The sequence below is a fragment of the Biostraticola tofi genome, from assembly GCF_004343195.1.
Lineage (GTDB): Bacteria > Pseudomonadota > Gammaproteobacteria > Enterobacterales > Enterobacteriaceae > Biostraticola > Biostraticola tofi.
The window spans coordinates 182,914-203,705 of the sequence record NZ_SMCR01000006.1; the positions used below are offsets into that span (position 1 = coordinate 182,914).

The 20,792-nt window shown below is 56.3% G+C and carries 13 protein-coding genes; 7 read left to right on the forward strand and 6 right to left on the reverse strand.

The window, feature by feature from the left end; translation table 11 throughout:
- Positions 1–43: 43 nt before the first annotated feature.
- From EDC52_RS13720 to EDC52_RS13730, 3 genes are all read left to right on the forward strand, one after another.
- Positions 44–871 (forward strand): glycosyltransferase family 8 protein, encoded by an 828-nt coding sequence (locus EDC52_RS13720; RefSeq protein WP_131865905.1) that lies wholly within the window; start codon positions 44–46, stop codon positions 869–871.
- Positions 872–1,357: 486 nt separating this feature from the next.
- Complete coding sequence (locus EDC52_RS13725; RefSeq protein ID WP_131865906.1) at positions 1,358–3,475, forward strand: TonB-dependent siderophore receptor; 2,118 nt, start codon at positions 1,358–1,360, stop codon at positions 3,473–3,475.
- Between the two features lie 376 nt (positions 3,476–3,851).
- Positions 3,852–5,060: a sugar transporter gene (locus tag EDC52_RS13730; protein WP_131865907.1), complete on the forward strand. Its 1,209-nt coding sequence runs from the start codon at positions 3,852–3,854 to the stop codon at positions 5,058–5,060.
- A gap of 117 nt (positions 5,061–5,177) precedes the next feature.
- Here the strand turns inward: EDC52_RS13730 and EDC52_RS13735 are convergent, their stop codons facing one another.
- Together EDC52_RS13735 and EDC52_RS13740 are read right to left on the reverse strand one after the other, a co-directional pair.
- Entirely contained in the window at positions 5,178–7,022 is a 1,845-nt protein-coding gene (locus EDC52_RS13735) for a hybrid sensor histidine kinase/response regulator (RefSeq protein ID WP_131865908.1), read from the reverse strand.
- Positions 7,022–7,732 carry a response regulator gene (locus EDC52_RS13740; RefSeq protein ID WP_230468050.1) on the reverse strand — a complete coding sequence of 237 codons (711 nt, stop codon included), beginning with the start codon at positions 7,730–7,732 and terminating at the stop codon, positions 7,022–7,024. The genes EDC52_RS13735 and EDC52_RS13740 overlap by 1 nt, the downstream gene beginning before the upstream one ends.
- A 383-nt stretch (positions 7,733–8,115) precedes the next feature.
- Here EDC52_RS13740 and EDC52_RS13745 point away from each other — a divergent pair, with 383 nt between their 5' ends.
- Positions 8,116–11,307 carry an autotransporter domain-containing protein gene (locus EDC52_RS13745; protein ID WP_131865909.1) on the forward strand — a complete coding sequence of 1,064 codons (3,192 nt, stop codon included), beginning with the start codon at positions 8,116–8,118 and terminating at the stop codon, positions 11,305–11,307.
- Between the two features lie 60 nt (positions 11,308–11,367).
- On the opposite strand, the gene norR is transcribed toward EDC52_RS13745, so the two are convergent.
- On the reverse strand, positions 11,368–12,897 hold the full coding sequence (norR, locus tag EDC52_RS13750; protein ID WP_131865910.1) for a nitric oxide reductase transcriptional regulator NorR: 1,530 nt from the start codon (positions 12,895–12,897) through the stop codon (positions 11,368–11,370).
- Between the two features lie 182 nt (positions 12,898–13,079).
- Between norR and hcp the strand changes: the two genes are divergently transcribed.
- Both hcp and hcr read left to right on the forward strand, forming a co-directional pair.
- Complete coding sequence (gene hcp, locus EDC52_RS13755) at positions 13,080–14,729, forward strand: hydroxylamine reductase (RefSeq protein ID WP_131865911.1); 1,650 nt, start codon at positions 13,080–13,082, stop codon at positions 14,727–14,729.
- Between the two features lie 120 nt (positions 14,730–14,849).
- Positions 14,850–15,866 carry an NADH oxidoreductase gene (gene hcr, locus EDC52_RS13760; RefSeq protein WP_131865912.1) on the forward strand — a complete coding sequence of 339 codons (1,017 nt, stop codon included), beginning with the start codon at positions 14,850–14,852 and terminating at the stop codon, positions 15,864–15,866.
- Between the two features lie 60 nt (positions 15,867–15,926).
- Here the strand turns inward: hcr and tehB are convergent, their stop codons facing one another.
- Both tehB and uxuA read right to left on the reverse strand, forming a co-directional pair.
- A complete protein-coding gene (gene tehB / locus EDC52_RS13765) occupies positions 15,927–16,790 on the reverse strand; it encodes an SAM-dependent methyltransferase TehB (RefSeq protein WP_131865913.1) in 864 nt (287 codons plus the stop codon).
- A 242-nt stretch (positions 16,791–17,032) separates the two neighbouring features.
- A complete protein-coding gene (gene uxuA, locus EDC52_RS13770) occupies positions 17,033–18,214 on the reverse strand; it encodes a mannonate dehydratase (protein ID WP_131865914.1) in 1,182 nt (393 codons plus the stop codon).
- Positions 18,215–18,509: 295 nt separating this feature from the next.
- Here uxuA and EDC52_RS13775 point away from each other — a divergent pair, with 295 nt between their 5' ends.
- Positions 18,510–20,009, forward strand: coding sequence for a mannitol dehydrogenase family protein (locus EDC52_RS13775; RefSeq protein ID WP_131865915.1), 1,500 nt, complete (start codon positions 18,510–18,512; stop codon positions 20,007–20,009).
- Between the two features lie 6 nt (positions 20,010–20,015).
- On the opposite strand, the gene EDC52_RS13780 is transcribed toward EDC52_RS13775, so the two are convergent.
- Complete coding sequence (locus EDC52_RS13780) at positions 20,016–20,750, reverse strand: FCD domain-containing protein (RefSeq protein ID WP_131865916.1); 735 nt, start codon at positions 20,748–20,750, stop codon at positions 20,016–20,018.
- Positions 20,751–20,792 lie beyond the last annotated feature (42 nt).

The following is a 20,792-nucleotide window of genomic DNA, read 5'->3' on the forward strand; positions in this document are numbered from 1 at the left end:
TTGACTCGTGCCATAATAACCCGTCATTTCACAGGAGCCCCCGTTGGCCTGGATCACACTGCTTACCAAGCCCGCCTATCTGGCGGGCGTCAGAACCTTGCGTCGTTCACTGCAGGATAGCGGCAGCCGCTATCCGCTGGTGGTGATGGTCACCGACAATATAGCGCCCGACATCTGCCGCCAACTGGAAAACGAAGGCTGCCTAATCCGCCCGGTGCAGCCACTGCAGCCCAATAGCCAGGCCGGGCAACAATACGCCAATCCGCGTTTTGCCGAAGTCTGGACCAAGCTCTGTGCCTGGTCGCTGACCGAATTTCGCCGGCTGGTGTTTCTGGATGCCGATATGCTAGTGCTGCGAAACATGGATGAACTGTTCACCCAGGCCCTGCCGCTGGACAGCATTGCGGCTTGCCACGCCTGCCGCTGTAATCCGTATCGCATCCCTTCCTACCCGGCCAGTTGGGTACCGGAAAATTGCTTCTACACCCATTGCGCCACCGCCACGCAAACCCAGGTAGACGCGCCCATCAGCCGCTACTTCAACTCGGGCTTTATGGTCCTCACCCCGGACACGTCTCTCTATGACGCCCTGATTCAGCAATTGGCCGGCATCACCGACCTGTCTGAATATCTGTTCCCGGAACAGGACCTGCTTAACCAGTTCTTTGCCGACCGCTGGGTGACGCTCCCCTACACCTACAACGCGCTCAAAACCCTCTCGGTCCACCACACCGGCATCTGGCACATTGACCAGGTCAAGAATCTCCATTTTATCCTGGAAAAGCCCTGGGACATTGACATCACCGCCGCCGAATACCAGCATGACCCCTACCTTGGCCTCTACCGCCGCTGGTGGAATGCTCGCGCCTAAAGGCAAACCCACGCATTTGCCAATAGGGCCACCGGTTAAAGGGAAACCCTGCCCAACCGCCATCGCCGGTTACTGTTGGTAACCGCCGATGGCGGTTGATCCGCTATTCATTACCCCCCTGCTGATTGACTTCCCGCCAGCCATAACTGCTGCTGCAAAGGAACGTGTAAAACTGCAAATGCTGGCAAAATTGACCCGCCGTCAGTTCTCGCAGCGGTCTGGGGATCACTGCTACAGCTGTGTTCTGTTGTTAACCTTAATAATCATCATGTTATTCAGCCCACCGGTCGACTCTTTTCTCAGCCCATTTCGTCTGGCGAGGCATAATTTATGCTTGAATCAACAAACGAGAAAGATAATAATTATCATTAATAGTGTGATCATCGATTAATGACCGCACTTTTTTATGTGCTGATTAACCGCTTTCACCGGCGATGTTGTCGCCAGCACGTTGCTCAATCACTCCATAGACAAAGGGAATTAACCATGGGATTGCCTTTCACCCTAAAGCGCTCAGTTTTGCTGTGCTCACTCGCGCTCACCGCGCCGGCGCTAAGCTATGCCGAAGATACGCTGACCGTGACCGCTGCGCCGACTGAATCCTCCGAATCAGAAACATTTGGCTATGGGGTGAAAACCAGTACCGGCGCCACTAAAACCGATAAGCCGCTTATCGAAACCGGCCAGGCCATCAGCGTTGTCACCCGCCAGCAAATGGAAGATCAAGGGGTACTGAACGTTAACCAGGCGCTGAATTATACGCCCGGCGTTTTTACCAATTTTGCCGGCGGCGCCAGCCGCTATGAAACGATTTCCCTGCGTGGATTTCACGGCGGAGACGTAGATAATACCTTTCTGGATGGCCTCAGGGTAATGAGCGACGGCGGTAGCTATAACAGCCTGCAGGTGGACCCCTGGTTCCTGGAACGCCTGGACGTCATCAAAGGCCCTTCATCAGCGCTGTATGGACAAACGGTGCCGGGTGGCCTGGTCAATATGACGTCTAAACGTCCGCAGTTTATCGAACAAGGCCATTTCCGGCTGATGGGCGGCACCAATGACACCACCGGTGCGGCATTTGATTATGGCAATGCCATCAATGATCAATGGGCCTTCCGCCTGACCGGTATCACCCGCAACAGCGATACCCAGTATGATCACACCCGTGAAGAGCGCTATGCCGTTTCCCCTTCACTGCTGTGGCAACCGGATGAAGATACTTCATTGTTGATTAAAGCCTACCTGCAAAAGGATCCTTCCGGCGGCTATCACAGTTCAGTGCCCGGCGACGGCAGCTTGAACCCGCACAATGGCGACAAGCTGAGCCGTGGCTTCTATGATGGCGAAACGTCGCTCGACCAGTTCAAACGCAATGAGCAGATCTACAGCCTGGCGTTCTCACACCGGTTCGACGACACCTGGTCATTCCGTTCCAACGCCGGTTATACCCATTCCAATGTCAATCAGGATCAGGTTTATCAACTAGGCTGGGACAGCAGCAATCCGAATGTCATGAATCGCTATTATTCCGGTGAGCGCTCCTCACTGGACGCCTATTCGATCGATAACCAACTGCAGGCTGATTTCGCCACCGGCAACATTCAGCATCGGGTGGTACTCGGCGCCGAATATCACCGCTATAAAAACGAATTGCTGGATGCAGGCGGTATGGCCACTTCGCTTAATGCGCTGACCGGCCAGTCTATCGGCGCCCTGCCTGACTACAGCTGGGCCGGCTCTCAACGGCGTTATTACCAGACCGGCGTCTATTTACAGGACGAGTTGAAACTGGACCGGTGGCGCGTCGATTTATCCGGCCGTTATGATCGTATCGTTGCCCAAAAAAGCGATACCGATGGCACCAGCGGTTACCGCCGCCAGGATGACCACATCAGCGGCCGCGGCTCGGTGCTGTATGCGTTTGACAATGGCATTTCCCCTTATGTCAGCTACAGTACCGCCATCACCCCGGCCTCGATCGCCGGCCCGGACGGCGTGCTGCTCAAACCAACCACCGCCGAGCAATATGAGGCCGGTATCAAATACCAGCCGCCCGGCAGCGCCGACTTCTACTCGATTGCGGTCTATGACCTGACGCAAAAAGATGTAGCCAACCGGATTGTTACCCCACCTTCCTATGTCCCCGCCGGCAAAGTGCATTCCCGCGGCCTGGAGCTGGAAGCACGTAACCAGATAACGCCGCGTCTGAGCACCATCGCCGGCTATACGCTGAACCGGGTGCGCTACAAGGATTCTGTCGATGGTAATGAGGGCCACACGCCGGTAGTAACGCCTAACCAGATGGCGACACTGTGGGCACATTACCAGTTTGACTATGGCATCAGCGTCGGCACCGGTGTGCGCTATCTGGGCAAGCAATGGGCGGATAATGAGAACACCACCCGCATTCCTTCGGCGACCCTGTTTGACGCCTCCATACGGGCGGATATGGCGGCCTGGAACAGCAGCCTGAAAGGGGCGTTCGTTCAGGTAAACGCCAACAACCTGACCGATCGCAATTACGTGGCGGCCTGCTATACCACGGGTAACTGCTACTGGGGCGCCGAGCGGACCATTATCGCCACCGTTGGTTACGATTTTTAACCGGCAAACGCGGCTGCTGGATAAAGACGGCAACCTCAAAGCCAGTCGGTGCAAGCTGACTGGCTTGATTAATGGCCAATGTTCAGCTTACCCGCGAATAATGTTCAGCTTACCCGCGAATAATGAGAAAATGCGGGTTATCACCCGGTAGTCAGACACAATTGGGGTACTCAATACGCCTAAAGGCGGCATCATCTCACTGAGATTAACCACCGGCAACGGTACTCTTTGCCAGCGGGCGCAGGCGTGATACATAGCCGGATACCGTGACAGAACCCCCTGTTCAATTGCATCAATTTTGTGAATCAGATCGCATTTTTAGACTTTATTCACTAAAATAGCTTTTTGAAAGATTCACTATTCTGCAGAACCCCCTATGGAAACTACTTCAGTATCGCGCTCAACATCCTGGATGCGGGTCGTCTTTCTGGCTTTTGCCGCCTTTATCTTTAATACCACCGAATTTGCTCCGGTGGGGTTGCTCAGCGACATTGCCGCCAGTTTTGATATGGAAAATGCCCAGGTTGGCCTGATGATCACCATCTATGCCTGGTGTGTGGCGCTGGCCTCGCTGCCGTTGATGTCCCTGACCACCAATGTGGAACGGCGTCGATTGCTGATGGGGATTTTCGCGCTGTTTATCGTGTTCCATTTCCTGTCGGCGGTGGCCTGGAATTTCTGGATACTGATGGTATCGCGCATCGGCATTGCGCTGGCCCATGCCATTTTCTGGTCAATCACCGCCTCGATTGCCATCCGGCTGGCACCGCCCGGTAAAAAGTCTCAGGCGCTGAGCCTGCTGGCGACCGGTACTGCCCTGGCGATGGTGCTGGGCCTGCCTCTTGGCCGGATAGTCGGCCAGTATATGGGCTGGCGTACCACCTTTATGGGGATCGGCGTGCTGGCCATCGTCATCATGTTTTACCTGATGAAACTGCTGCCCCGGCTACCCAGCGAACACTCCGGCTCGCTCCGAGACGTGCCCAAGCTGATGCGGCGACCTACCTTGGTCTGCCTGTATCTGCTGACGGTCGCGGTGGTTACCGCCCACTTTACCGCCTATAGCTACATTGAGCCGTTTGTGCAGGGTATCGCCGGTTTTGCCGACGAATTTACCACCTTGCTGCTGTTGCTGTTCGGCGGCGCCGGTATTCTCGGCAGCCTGCTGTTCAGCCGTTATGGCAATAATTATGCTGATCGGGCATTGGTGCTGGCTATCGGTGCGCTGGTCATTTGCCTGCTGCTGCTGCTGCCCGCTGCTGCGTCTGAAGGGTATCTGGTCTGGCTGAGCCTGTTCTGGGGAACGGCCATGATGGTTATCGGTCTGGCGATGCAGGCGAAGGTACTGACGCTTGCCCCGGATGCGACCGATATCGCCATGGCGCTCTATTCAGGTATCTTTAACCTGGGTATTGGTGCCGGCGCACTGCTCGGCAACCAGGTCAGTATTCATGGCGGTATGTCAAACATCGGTTATGCCGGTGCGGCAATGGGCACATTGGCGCTGGCCTGGTGCGTCTATTCCCTGCGCCGCTACAGCCAACGCCTCTGCGATCTGCCGAGCCACCATCAGAGCCCGCTATAAATTATTCCCCCTTAGGTAAATCTTAAGCACGCTCAGGCATGCTGTATTCAGTCACAACGACTGAGAGCTCAACCTTTAGGGGAATCATGATGAAAAAGATACTGCTCGCCTCATTATTCACACTGGCTGCCGCTTCCGCCCTCGCTCAACCGACTCCTCGCCCGGCTGTAGCCATTGAGCCAGCAAGGCATGCAATTGCGCCGGCGGCAGCGGTTTTCTCAGCACCAGATAGCCGTTTTCCTCAGCTTCGTGCAGAATTTCCGATTTGAAATCGCCGCTGACCATCGCGCCGCTGGCATCAGGAAAACGGCTGAGCAGTTCTACCAGAATATCGAAGCCGCTTTCGCCGGAGCGCAGTCGCTGATCGCACAAGATCGCCTCGGGCACAAAACCACTGTCCAGCACCGCAAAGGTCTCCCTGGCCGAGGCGGCGCATCGCACGTCCACTCCCCATGAAGCAATCAGGCTTTCCCAAGCTTTGATCACCAGGGGGTCATCGTCAACCACCAGACAACTGCCGCTGAGCAGGCTAAAATGAACGCTGGCGTAATCATTGGAAGACGGTTCCAGCGTGACGTCCAGATCATTGTCTAGCGGTTCGGTACGCGGCAGACGCAGCCAGAACCGGGATCCCCGTCCTGCAATCGAGTTCATCCCATGGGTCACCGCCATCAGCGTGGCGCAGCGCGCCACTACCGCCAGGCCCAGGCCATGGCCGGCATTATCGATTCCCCAGGCGTATTCGTTGCGGTAAAAAGCGGAATAGATTTTTGTTCGTTCTCCATCGGCAATCCCTACGCCGGTGTCCCAGACATCCAGCTGCCAGTCGAAGCCACGTTTGCGGGCGCCGACCAGCACGCCACCGGTTTCGGTATAGCGCAGGCCATTATGAATCAGATTGACGATAGCCCGGCGAATCAGCGTTTCATCCCCCAGGGCATAGGCGTCTGACGGCGGACGGCGAATGCGCAGCGTCAGTCCGCGGTTATGGGTTTCTTCGCGAAACATCCGTTCTAAATCATCGAACAGCGGCAATAACCGGACCGGCATGCGTCGGGTCGCCACCACGCCGTTTTCAATGCGCGATAGGTCCATCAGCGAATCAAACATCGCCGTCGCCGATTGCACGCATTGCCGAAGATCGCGCATCAGACGCGTCAAATGCGCATCGCGAGAGCGACCGACAATCGCCTCGATAAGGAACCCCATGGCATGGATCGGCTGGCGAAGATCATGGCTGGCGGCGGCAAGAAAATGGTTTTTATCGCGCAAGGCTTTTTCCGCCTGCTCTTTGGCCAGCCGGAAGCTTTCGGCCAGGCGCTTTTCACGCTCTTCGAATTTGACCTGATTGATAAAAAAGCGATTAGACGACAGGCCGAAGCGGTACATCGCCACCCCATAGAGCAGAATAAGCGGCAGCACATAGCCCCATATGGGTCCAAATAGCCAGGGCGTTGCCAGTATCATGCTGCCCCAGCAACTAAAAAGGAAACGCTTGAAGGTGCCCAGGTTGGGTGTCAGATGGGTCGCGTTGGCCGCCAGTATCGCCGCAATACTGATGACCAGCAGCAGCACATATTCCTGCGGTGCCTTGCCGGCGGTTATCCAGACGCTGGAGGAAAGGGCCAATCCGTTAAGTAAAGCGATAAGGTGAACCCGCCCCCGCCACTTGCTCAGCATCAGGTGATCAGGCATGCTTTGCAAATCTTCACGCCAGCGACGAAATAGCAGGCGAAACAGCAGCGCCGCCACGGCGTAGAACACAAACCAGACCAGAAATGGTCTGATATCGCCGCCCAGGTGATACAGCCAAATAATAAAGGTAATGCCAACAAACGGAATGGCGGTAACGCTGAACAACGCCCGTTCCAGGGACATGCCCAGCAGCAATACCTGATTATGTTGGCTGATACCATCAGCCTGACGGTCATCATCTAATAAAAAACCGGTTGTTGTGCTCATCAGTTACCTAATTTGCGTCCGCGCAGCAGGGTAATGGCTTCAATACGATTGGATACACCCAGTCGGTTAAGAATACCGGTTACATGCTCCTTGACCGTGTATTCAGACACGCCGATATCCCGGGCAATACGCTTATTGGGGAAACCCCGCAGCATCATACCCAGAATCTCTCCCTGACGGACGGTAAGCCCCAGATCGCTGGCGCTCAGCGGCACATCGCGACGATGAGGCAAATCAAGCAGCCTGGCCGGCAACGGGGGAAAGTGCGGCTCGCCGCGTCTGACTGCCGCCACCACCTCAGAAAAAATGTCAGCCGCAGCCTGCTTATGGACAAAGCCATCAGCACCGGCTTCGCGGGCCTTCAGCATCACAGCGGCATCTTCATCGCCGCTGGTTGCCAGCAACCTGATCTGTGGGTTGATAGCGGCCAGTTGGCTTACCAGTTCGGCGGCGGTGCCGTCCGGCAACCAGAAATCGATAATAATCAATTCAGGTACTGTGCCTTCGGCAATCAGCGCCAGGCAATCCTGGGCCGAATGTGCAGTGCGAACCTGGCTCATCCCGCAGTGAGTCATCAGGAACTCAGCGATACCGCTGGCGACCAGGGGATGATCGTCCACCACTATCGCCATTGCTGAACCTGTACCGGCCGGAACCGGATCCGTAGAAACCACACCGGCTGCGTCCACAGCCGGTTTTATAATCGCCATCTTGCCACCTGTCGGACAGATACTCCCTAAGGCGCATCGGTAGTCGTCTGTTATCAAGCTCTGTTTGAGCCATCGCTTAAAAGCCCAAGCATAATAGCAAATTCAGTGATCAACCTTAATCAATATCACAACTAATAATATCTCAAATTTATTAAATTTAGGCCCCCCGCCCCCCCTTGAGTGGGGTGTTGACCCGTGTCGGGATGACATAGAGTAGGTTGCGCCATTGTAAAGAAATTGATAAAGCCCACGCGTGCCGCCGTTTTTAGCCTGATACCTTGTCTCGTTTGAACGGTGTGCCGGGTATTCGTGGGATTTTTGCGGCCGGAACATTTCACTGAAATGTGTCCACGCCCGGTAAACTTTTCTTATGAGTACACAAAATGACAATGACTCAGGATCGATCCTCTCGGGCAGATAATAACCGCCGCTCTGCGGCTGATTCTTTTCAACCCAGGCTGTCGCTGCTTTATCGCAGCCTGTTTATCCCCTCAATTGCACTTGGCCTGTCGGCAGGAATGAGCGTTCCGCTGCAGGCCGCGGTGTTCGATGAGGACAAGACCATCACTGAAAGTCTGGCTTACGATGAGGACCTGTACATCGGCTATGAAGGCACCGGCAACCTGTCCATCCAGCAGGGCGGGAAAGTCACCGCCGGCAATATCTACATAGGCAGACGTCCGGGTTCCATCGGTAATGTGACCGTCACCGGCCCGGGTTCACAGCTCAATACCCTGATCAACAACAGCGTTCTCCAGGGTGATGTAAGCATTGGCACCCACGGTGCCGGGAGACTGGACATTCTGGCTGGCGGCAGCGTTACCGCCAAACGGGTGCTGGTCGGCGATGGCCAAAGTATGGGGTCTGGTGTCCTGTCGATTAAGGGGGCAGGATCCGCACTCAACACCGGCATTCTGGATCTTTCCAGCCTGTCGGGCGGTTCTTTTCTGGAAGTGCGCGATGGGGCAACCCTGACCACGACCAATACCCGGGTTAACCGCGGATTCTGGAACTTCAGCACCGCAGAACTCTCCGGCAACGGCACTCGCTGGACTAATGCCGAATTACTGGAAATCGAAGGCGATGTCAGTATTACCGATGGGGCGGTGGTCACCACCAATGGATTGAAAGTGGCTGAAGATTTTTCCAGCCATGACACCAGTCTGGAAAATGCCTCCGATACCACCCAATTATATATTAGCGGCGCCGGATCTTCTCTTATCAGTGCCGGTAACATTGAACTGGCTCAGTTTAGTGGTCATGGCAATATTTCCCTGGCCAACGGCGGCTATCTGTCGGCCGGTAACAATACCCTGCTGATCGCCGACTCAAGGCTCGCCAGCCGGGGTTATGGTTCATTGACCATCGGCGGTAAAATCCACTATGACGGTGACGGCATTCCAACGCCTCAGCCGTTGGCAGCCGAGGCCGCTGGCCTGCTGGATCCTGAAACCGTCGTCAGCTTCGGTACCCGGACCGGCCAGGTCAACTTCAACCATACTGAAGACGACTATGTATTTACCAACCGCATCATCGGTGCACAAGGCGTTATCGCCAGTTATGCCGGCCAAACTACCCTGACCGGTGATCTGACTGACTTTCATGGCGGAGTCAATGTGGCCGGAGGCAAATTGATTCTCACAACCGATCTGAATACGGTTGATCCGGTTCGCGCGCTCTATACCGTCAGCAATGGCGGTACCCTTATCGTCAACAGTACCGTTGCCCATGGCGTAGTGCCATTTGACGGCAATAGTAACTCTATCACGGTATCTGACGGCGGTACGCTGGGTGGTTCCGGTACCGTCGGCGATGTTATTGCCAATGACGGCGCACGCCTGTCACCCGGTGATAACGGCATCGGCACCCTGAAAATCGATGGCAATCTGGTGTTCACCGATCACAGTGTCACCCAAGGTGGGGTATTTTACGATGCCGACATCAAGGGCGACGGCCAGAGCGATCTGCTGCAGGTTACCGGCAGCGCCCAACTCGCCGGCAATGGCCACGTGGTGGTCAATACCCTTGATCCCCAAGCCAGCTATCAGAATGGCCAGACTTATACCATCCTGACCGCCGATGGCGGCGTGAACGGCCAGTTTGCCGATGCAGTATCCAAATCGGCCTTTTTGGATCTTGCCCTCAACCAGACCGATAAACAGGTCGATCTGACCATCAGCCAGAAGGACAATGGCGGCGGCGGTGAGAACGGCGGCGGCGGCGAAAACGGCGGCGGCGGCGAAAACGGCGGCGGCGGCGAAAACGGCGGCGGCGGTGAAAATGGCGGCGGCGGTGAAAATGGCGGCGGCGGCGAAAATGGCGGCGGCGGCGAAAACGGCGGCGGCGGCGAAAACGGCGGCGGCGGCGAAAACGGCGGCGGCGGTGAAAACGGCGGCGGCGGTGAAAACGGCGGCGGCGGTGAAAATGCCGGCGGCGGCAATGAAACCGGTATTTTCCAGACGGTGGCGACCAGCGCCAACCAGTGGAATACTGCCGGGGCGCTCAGCACGCTGGCTCAGAGCGGTCCTTCGCTGGGGCTCTATAACTCCCTGCTGCTGCTCAGCGCCGAGGAAGCGCGTCATGCCTTTAATCAGCTGTCTGGCGAACAGCATGCCGCGGCTAAAACGGCGCTGGTCGGCAGCGGTCAACAGGTAACCGATACGGTAAACGGCCGCATGCTCAGCATGTTTGACAACCGTTCCCTGCCGATCCCGGCCGGAGCGATGAGCTTCCTGCCGGCTGGCAGCGCCGAGCAAAGCGGTGCCTGGGGTCAATTCTTTGGCTCTCGCAGCCGTATCGATGGCGATAACAACACCGGCAAGCTGGACAACCATACCGGTGGTTTCCTGGTTGGCGCGGATACCGAGGTTGCGCCTGATACCCGCATCGGCGCCTATGCCGGCTACAGCCGTTCAAGCTTTGATGTAGACAGCCGATTCTCTGAGGGTGACAGCGATAATTATCACCTGGGAATCTATGCCGGCAGCCAGTTGGATGCCTTCACCTTGCGCGGTGGATTGGGCTATAGCTGGTATAAGATCGAAACCGAACGCAATGTGGCTTTTGGCGGTTATTCCGACAAACTGAAAGGCGATTATGATGCAGGCGCTTTCCAGGCATTTACTGAGCTGGATTACCGTATCCAGGCCGGTGCTGCGGCTATCAGCCCATTTGTCAATCTGACCTACCAGCGTCTCAGCACCGATGGCTTCACTGAAAAAGGCGATGCTGCCCGGCTGAAGGTGAAATCCGATGAAATGGATTCGGTATTCTCGACCCTGGGCGTGCGCGGATCAGTCGACCTGCCCTGGTCGGCGGTAGATACCTCCCTGCGCGGCAGCCTGGGATGGCGTCATGCTTACGGTGACAAGACGCCGGTGAGCCATAACGCCTTTGCCACCGGTGACAGTTTCACCACCACCGGGACGTCGATCACCAAGGATGCAGCGGTCATTGAGGCCGGCGTTGATTTTCGCGTTACCAAATCCACCACTATCGGCCTGTCTTATCAAGGCCAGCATGGGTCGGATCTTAATGCCAACGCCCTTAATGCCAGTCTGAATATCAGCTTCTGATACTCCATCAACCGTTAAACGGCATAAAAGCATTGCGCTTTTATGCCGTTTTTTTTGAGCTTATTTAAGCCCCAGTCGTTTGGCCAGTCGATGCAGGTTGGCGGTATCGAGCCCCAGAGTGCGGGCGCTGGCCGACCAGTTTCCCTGATGGGCGGCAAGAGTTGCGCTGATGACGCGCCGCTGGAAGCCCCGGGTGGCGGCCTGCAAGTCGCCCTGCAGCTCCTCATGTCCAGCATCACGCGGTGCAGACGCCTGCGGCGGCCCGGGCGGTTCTTCAGGTAAATTGATAAATGACGGGGTAATAAACAGCGCCGACTGGGGATAAGCCGCTCTGACCATCACCGCCGCCCGATACAAGGTATGCTCGAGCTCGCGGATGTTTCCCGGCCATGAGTAGCCTTCAAGCTTGGCAATGGCGTCTGCGTTGAGCGCCAACTGTTTAATGCCCAGCCTGACGCGTGCCTGTTCAATGAAAAAGCCGGCCAGCAGCACTATGTCATCCACCCGCTGGCGCAGAGGCGGTACATGCATTGGAAACACGCTCAGTCGATGAAACAGATCGGCCCGAAAACCCCCCTGCTCAACCGCCTGTTTCAGGCAACGATTGGTGGCCGCCAGCACGCGGACATTGACCCGGCGGCTGCTGTCATCGCCGACCCGCTGTAGGTCGCCATACTGCAGTACTCTGAGTAATTTGGCCTGCAGACTGAGCGACAGCTCGCCGATTTCATCCAGGAACAGAGTGCCATTATCGGCCATTTCGAATTTACCGACCCGGTGATGAATTGCCCCGGTAAAAGCCCCTTTAACGTGGCCGAACAGCTCGCTTTCGGCCACATTTTCCGGCAACGCCGCACAGTTGAGATAGACCAGCGCCTTGTTCGCCTGCGGCGATAACCGGTGAATGCCCTGGGCGACCAATTCCTTGCCAACGCCGGTTTCGCCGGTAATCAATACGTTCAGCCCCGACCCGGCGACGATGGCAATCTCTTTTTTCAGCTGCTGCATGGCCGCAGAACGGCCGATCATTTCACTGGTCACGGGTGAAGCGGCCTGCCGCGCATTTTCCGGCAACGTCAGGGACTGGCGTTCGAGGCGGCTCAGCAGCAGCGCATTAGACAGCGCTGCTGACGCCAGCGCACTGATCAGCCGGAGTTCCTCGTCGCTGAAACCGTCAAATTTACCGGGCACCAAATCGTCAAAGGTCAGGGCGCCGATAAGTTCGTGCTGCGCAAACAGCGGCAGGCCGATACAGGCATGAACCTTGAGTTTGTCATGATGGGGAATAAGGCAGTCAAAAGGATCGGGCAGCTCGCTGTCAGCCGGAAATCTCACCACATCGCCGGCCCGGGCTATCGCTTCCAGCCGGGGGTGATCGGCCAGCTTGAACCGTCGGCCGGCGACATCCGATGCCAGTCCGGAGGTGGCCAGTGGATGAAAATGGCTGGCTTCATAGCGTAACAAGGCGGAGGCATCGCAACGCAGCAACTGGCGCAAACTGTTTACCAGGCGTTGAAACCGATCGTGCTGAGAAAGGCTGTTCTGCAGTTCTAAAGCGATGGTGGCGAGCAAATCAACGGACAATGTCATACCGGTCATTTTGATAGTGGGGTGTCAAAAAGACTTTACCTGCCCTTTGTCATTTTGACAAATATAAAATAAATATTTAGTTTTTTCAGCTAATTATATATTGGCACACTCTATGCAATGTTTTGTGAAAGCATTCTTTAATGCCTACCCTCCGCACTAACTTCAAGGACAAGGGGCTGATTATGTATTGCGTTCAATGTGAACAAACCGTTCGTACACCCACCGGTAATGGCTGCTCATGGGCACAGGGCATGTGCGGCAAAACCGCTGAAACGTCAGATTTGCAGGATTTGCTGGTTACCGCTCTGCAAGGCCTGTCGGCCTGGGCGGTCAAGGGCCGCGAATACGGCATCATTGAGCCGGGTATCGACAGTTTCGTACCACGGGCCTTTTTCTCCACCCTGACCAACGTGAATTTTGATTCAGACAGGATTATCGGCTATGCCCGCGAGGCTGTAGCCCTTCGAGAAGCGTTGATTGCCCGTATCCAGACGCAGCATAGCGGCGCTTCAGTGATCCATCCCGCCGGCCGCCTGCAGCTTGAAGATGATATGCCCTCGCTGCTGCGTCAGGCCGGTGAATATGCCCTGAATGATGATAAACACCTGACCGGCGATGATGTCCACGGCCTGCGGATGCTCAATCTGTATGGTCTAAAGGGCGCTGCGGCCTATATGGAGCATGCGTTGGTGCTGGGACAATCCAGTCCGGTAATCTATGCCCAGTTCCATGGATTTATGGCCTGGCTTGGCACCCACCCAACCGACATCGCCGCGCTGCTTGAAAATGCCATGGGCATCGGGCAAATGAACTTTGCGGTGATGGCGCTGCTTGATAGCGGCGAAACGTCCCTGTACGGCAATCCGGTGCCTACCCAGGTGAATACCCGGCCGATTGCCGGTAAATCGATACTCATCTCCGGCCATGATCTGAAAGATCTGCAACTGCTGCTGGCCCAGACCGAAGGCACCGGCATCAATATCTATACTCATGGCGAAATGCTGCCTGCCCATGGCTATCCGGAACTGAAAAAATACCCGCATCTGGCGGGCAATTATGGCAGCGGCTGGCAGAATCAACAGACCGAATTTGCCCGTTTCCCGGGACCGGTGGTGATGACCTCGAACTGCATTATCGATCCTGGTGCCGGAAATTATACCGATCGTATCTGGACCCGCAGCATTGTCGGCTGGCCCGGCGCCAAGCATCTGACCGGCGAGGACTTCGCCCCGGTGATTGCTCAGGCATTGGCGATGGAAGGATTTCGCTATAGCGAAATCGCCCATCCGATAACCGTCGGTTTCGGTCGTCAAACGCTGCTTGACGCCACTGATACGCTGATCGACATGGTGGCGGCAAAACAATTGCGCCATATTTTTCTTATCGGCGGCTGCGACGGCAGCCGCGACGAGCGCAGCTATTTCACCGATATGGCCCGGGAAGTGCCTGACGATTGCATGATACTGACGCTTGCCTGTGGCAAATATCGCTTCAATAAACTTGAATTCGGCACCCTGGCCGGCTTACCACGGCTGATGGATGTAGGTCAGTGCAACGATGCCTATGGCGCTATCATGCTGGCGGTCAAGCTCGCTGAAAAACTGGGCTGCGGAGTCAATGACCTGCCGCTGACACTGGTGCTTTCCTGGTTTGAGCAGAAAGCGATAGTGATCTTGCTGACCCTGTTATCGCTAGGGGTGAACAACATTTACACCGGTCCCACCGCGCCGGCATTTCTGACTGATAACCTGCTGCAAATCCTGAATGATAAATTCGGCATGCGCGGCATCAGCACGGTAGGCGCTGATATGGCCGCAATCCTCAGCCACTGAGCATGTTGTTCTATAAGGCGGCATCCACCCATGCCGCCTGTTGGGCTATCTCACCGTCGGCGCTGCAGCGATAAAGCACTGTCCACGCCGCCTTTACATAATTACCGGAGGATTCAGGTTATGACGATGCCCACACCGGCTTGTCCTCACCGGATGCAGGTGCATTCCCTGATACAGGAAACGCCTGAGGTTTACACTCTGAGACTGATTTGCCACGACGTCTATCATTACCAGCCGGGCATGTATGCCTTGGTGAGTATCGGTGGCAGCGACACCGTCTTGCGCGCCTACACCCTGTCTTCTTCGCCGGGTCACAGCCGTTTTATCTGCCTGACTGTGCGACGGCTCCCGGCCGGGAAAGGATCACCATGGCTGACCGGCAGCCTGAAACCGGGCAATGCGCTCTGGCTTTCCCCGGCAATGGGTGATTTTACCTGTATCCGCCATGCTGCCGATCGCTATCTGATGCTGGCCGCTGGCTGCGGCATTACGCCGATCATGTCGATGACGCGCTGGCTGCTGTCTGAACGTCGCCAATCGACTATCCAGGTAATTTACAGCGTCAGAACACCTGAAGAGATAATTTTTGCCCGCGAATGGCAGCAGTTGGCGCGGGATTATTCGCAGTTGCAATTGACGATAATTGCCGAAAAAAGAGCCGGTGAAGGCCAGTATTCCGGCCGGCTTTCTTTGAGTCGACTGCAGCAGTGGGCACCTGATATCAGGCAACGGATGGTGATGATCTGCGGTCCCCTGCCCTATATGGAGCAGGCCCGCCAGTTCGCACTGGCCCTGGATGTGCCCGCCTCACACCTGCAACAGGAAAGCTTCGGTTGGCCGGCAGAATTGGCTACTGCGGGATCGGCCCCGGTTGCCGGCAGCCTGCGCCTGTCCACCCGCCGACCCCTGGCGGATTATCACAGCCCCGTCGGCACCCGTCTGCTTTTTGCCATGGAACAGCACGGTATTCCGGTCAATGCTGCCTGTCGGGCCGGTGTCTGCGGCAGTTGCAAAACCCGAATTCACCGCGGCGATTACAGTGTCAGCAGCCGTATGACCCTTAGCGATGAAGAGGTTGCCGCTGGCTATGTCCTGGCCTGCAGCTGCAGGCTGGAAGGCGATGTGATACTGGCCTGATCGATAACCGGCCGCGCGTGCACCGCCCTATATTCAGGTGCGGTGTATGGCGCGAGTTTGCTAAACCGCTTTGCGGGCAATCAGTGTGGCAAAGCGCAGAGAAATCCTGTTTCCCTCGGCATCGGTCTTGTGCAACTGGCCCAGGTCCTCATTATATTTAATGATATCCCAGCCGCGGTAATATTCCCGCAGCTGACCGCTGGTCAGCAGGAAGGGGAACGGCAGCGGGCAAGGGTAATCCTGGCTATCCATCGCGCTGACGATCAGATTCAAGCCACCCGGTCGGGTGCAGTCCTGCATATTGCGGATAATACGCGGCACCTGCTGTGGATCGAGGAACATCATCACGACCGTGGAGAAAACCACATCATATTCCCCGCTGAAAGGTTCCAGATTCAAGTCTTTCACCGCAGTTTGAATCTGGTTCAGTTGCTCCTTATCAATAATGTCGTTCAGCGAGGCGACGCTTTGGGGATTTTTATCCCAGGCAGTGACATCATGCCCCGCCAATTGCAGATAAAGGGCATTGCGGCCGCCGCCACAGCCGACATCCAGCGCCTGACCGGGCGTGGTCAGCCGGTTGACGCCCACCACGTCGGAATGGGGTCGGGTCAGGCCATATTTCTGGTGATAATAATCTTCCGGACTGCAGTAAAACGCCAGTTGGCAGCGCATATCCGCTGAACAGGACACGATCCGGTGCCAGCGCTGGGGTTCAATCAGCGGCGGCGGATCGATCGGGGTAAAGTGATGGGTGGTGACGGTTTCACCTTCGGCGGTCAGGAAAGCAAAATCCACGCTCCCGGACAGCAGCGTCAGTTTCGCCCAACTGCCTGGTTGGGTATTGTGCTGCCTGGTGAAGGCTTCAGGCAGGGTCGCGGCATGCCATTCCGGCATCGTTTTATAACAAAGTAGCTCGGCCATAGGGGTCTCTTAAAGGATGTTAGTTGAATGATAAAGTGTAATAAGAGAATGAGATGCACCATCCGTGCCAACGATTACCGCTCTGTTTTGACTGATATTAAAATTTATCCGGGTTAAATTAACCTGGCCGATCAGTGTCATATTGACCCAACACTATCAAAATGACTATCCGTTTATGCCTGGCCTGAGCCCGGCAAACACAGCCGGCCTTGAACCGGCTTGAAGGCCAGGCATGCTTCAGCTCAGGCAAACAGAGTCTGCTTCAGCGCCAACTCGACCCCGCGCAATTCAGCCAGCCCTTTCAGCCGACCGATAGCCGAGTAACCTGGATTGGTTTTCTTATGCAGGTCATCCAGCATCTGATGGCCGTGGTCCGGGCGCATAGGGATAGGACGCGGATTGCCGGCCCGTCGGCGTTTTTGCTCCTCGGCCAGCAAAGCCCGAATGACGGCGACCATATCGACGTCACCGTGCAGATGGGTTGCTTCATGAAAACTCAATGGGTTTGCTTCCCTGACCGTCGAGCGCAGATGGATAAAATGAATACGATCGCCGAACGTCTCAATCATCTTGACCAAATCATTGTCAGCCCGCACGCCGTAAGAACCGGTACACAGGGTGAAGCCGCAGTTTTTGCTGGCGATACGGTGTTCAAGCCATTGCATATCGTCAAAAGTCGACATCACCCGTGGCAGGCCCAGAATCGGCCGGGGCGGATCATCCGGATGGATCGCCAGGCAAAGGCCCTCTTCTTCGGCCACTGGCGTTATCTCTTGCAAAAACGCCGCCAGGTTTTCACGCAGCTGGGCGTGATCGATACCCTGATATTCCGCTAACCGTGCTCGGAATTTTTCCAGGGTATAGCCCTCCTCTGCCCCCGGCAGGCCGGCGATGATATTGGCCGTCAGTTGCTGCTGCTGCGCCTGGCTCATGCGGTTGAAATACGCCAGCGCCTGACGCTGCTCGTCCTCGGTATAGCTCTGCTCTGCGCCCGCCCGCTTGAGTATATGCAGCTCAAAGGCAGCGAACGCGATATGGTCGAAACGCAGCGCTTTAGCGCCTTCCGGCAGCAGGTACTCAAGATCGGTACGGGTCCAGTCCAGCACCGGCATAAAGTTGTAGCAGACGATATCGACACCGGCCCGGGCCAGATTACGCAGGCTTTGCTGATAGTTGGCGATATATCGCTGATACTGGCCGGTACGGGTTTTTATTGCTTCATGTACCGGTACGCTCTCTACCACCGACCAGACCAGTCCTTTGGCCGCCAGTTCAGCCTTGCGCCGTTCAATTTCCTCTGGCGGCCATACCTCGCCATTGGCAATATGATGTAAAGCAGTCACCACGCCGGTCGCTCCGGCCTGTCGAACGTCATCGAGGGATACCGGATCCGCGGGACCATACCAACGCCAGGTTTGTTCCATAGTTATTACCTTCGCTATAGTAAAAAAGGGGAATGGAATGCGTAAAACCGCCAGCATGCCCAGGGAAGCTTTGACCCATATTCAATATTGGCCTGACCAATATCAGCAATATTAGCAAAGCCATCCGCTCAGTCCAGTATCGAGTCTGTTTTTCATGACCTGGATCGGGAAATCGAGACAAATATACCGCATTACACAGACTCAGGGGTTATATTGGTCTGGTCAATTTAAAAAGCTATATGATAGCTTTGCCGCCACCCCACGCCGCCGGTAACATCTTTAGGGAGTATGTAATATGCATGATTCGTTAGACGCCGCCCGTGCCTCAGCCACCATCGCCAACCAGGCTTTGCCCGCGGGAGTAAGCATGCCGTGCTATCCACGTGAGATCTTGCAAAGCCGCATCGTCCACCTGGGCTTCGGCGCCTTCCATCGCGCTCATCAGGCGTTGCTGACCGATAGGGTACTGAATGCCTGCGGCGGTGACTGGGGCATCTGCGAGACCAGTATGTTCAGCGGTGAAGCACTGATGGCAGCCCTGCGCCGGCAGGACCATCTGTACACCGTGATGGAGAAAAGTGCGCAAGGCAATAGCCTGACGGTGGTAGGTTCGGTTAGCGAATCCCTGCACGCACGCCTGGACGGCATGGAAGCGATCATTGAAAAACTGGCCGAACCCCAGGTGGCGATCGTCTCCCTGACTATCACTGAAAAGGGCTATTGTCTCGATCGCAGCACCGGTGCGCCGGATCTGCAGCACCCGCTGATTGCCGGCGATTTGGCCACGCCAGCACAGCCGCAGTCGGCTCCCGGCGTGCTGGTTGAGGCGCTGCGCCGCCGCCGGGACCGTGGCTTGTCGCCGTTTACCGTGCTTTCCTGCGACAACATGCCGGAAAACGGCGAAAAGATCCAGGCGGCGGTGCTGGGGATAGCCGGCCTGCTATCGACCGATTTAGCGGCATGGATTGCCGACCAGGTCGGTTTTCCCAATACCATGGTGGACCGAATCGTACCCGCGGCGACCGAACAGAGCCTGGACGAAATCGCTGCTGCCCTCGGGGTGGCCGATCCCTGCGCTATCTCGTGCGAACCGTTTATCCAGTGGGTGGTTGAAGACCGCTTTGTCGCCGGTCGACCGGCATGGGAACAGGCCGGGGTACAGTTTGTCAACGATGTTCGCCCCTATGAGGAAATGAAGCTGCGGATGCTGAACGGCAGCCACTCGTTTCTGGCCTGGCTCGGCTATCTGGCGGGTTTTGCCCATATCAGTGACTGCATGCAGGACAGCGATTTCCAGGCGGCGGCATTTCGGCTGATGATGTCGGAACAAGCGCCGACGTTGCGGGTACAGGAGGTCAATCTCGACGATTATGCCGCTGAACTGCTGCATCGGTTTGCCAATCCGGCGCTGTTGCATCGTACCTGGCAGATAGCGATGGACGGCACGCAAAAACTGCCCCAGCGCCTGCTGGATTCGGTGCGCTGGCACATCGCCCGCGACAGCGACTATCCCTGCCTAACGCTGGGTATTGCCGGCTGGATGCGCTATGTCAGCGCCGTTGATGACGCTGGCGCCCCCATTGAGATTAAGGATCCGCTGGTCGACACCTTACGGAATATCGTGCAAAACAGCGCCGACGGTGAGCCCAGGGTCAAAGCCCTGCTGGCCGTCAAAAGTGTATTCGGTGAGGATCTGCCGGCCAATGAACAGTTTGTCGACCGGGTAACGGCCGCTTATCTACTGATAAAGCAGCGAGGGGCAAAAGCGGCGGTGGGCAAACTGCACAGGCCGTAGCCTGCTTTAGTCACCGACCGCCGGAAAAGGGATCGACTCAAACAGATAACCGTCAAACTCCGGATCGTCCATATTGGAGATCTCGAGCAGCTTTTGCTTGACGTTTTCCAGATGCTGCCACATTTCCCGCCTGGCGGTGGGCGCATCGCGGCGCATCACCGCCCGCAGAATGCTTTCATGGTCCGATAACCATTCCCGGTGATAGCTGAAATCATCGGTATGGGCATGGATAGCCCGCCACATCGGGCTCTGTTTACGTATCTGCCAGAGATCCTGGACCATATTGGCCAGCATGCTGTTCTGGGTAGACTGCGCCAGCAGACAGTGGAACTGCTCATCGGCCGACTCATCGCTATTGCCGTTAGCCAGCGAAATACGCTGCTGCTCAATTGCCTGACGCATCTTGACGATATCGCTTTTGGTGGCCTGTATCGCGGCAAAGGCGGCTATCTCACTTTCCAGCAATTGACGCGCCTGCAGCAGCTCAAACGGACCATAGCCGCTGTCGACAACCGGTTGGGTCGATTCCGCCGGCAGCGCAACCACATAGACGCCGGCCCCTTTGCGCACTTCCACCAGCCGTTCCAGCTCAAGCATGATCAGCGCCTCCCGGACTACGCTGCGGCTGACGCCGAACAGCAGTGCAATATCCCGCTCTGGCGGCAGCCGCTCGCCGACACGGTATTTACCGGTCTGCATATCACTACGTAATTTCCCACCGATTTGCTGATATAAGCGCATCTACCGCTGTCCTTACCGCATTGATTGGAACACCCTGGATAT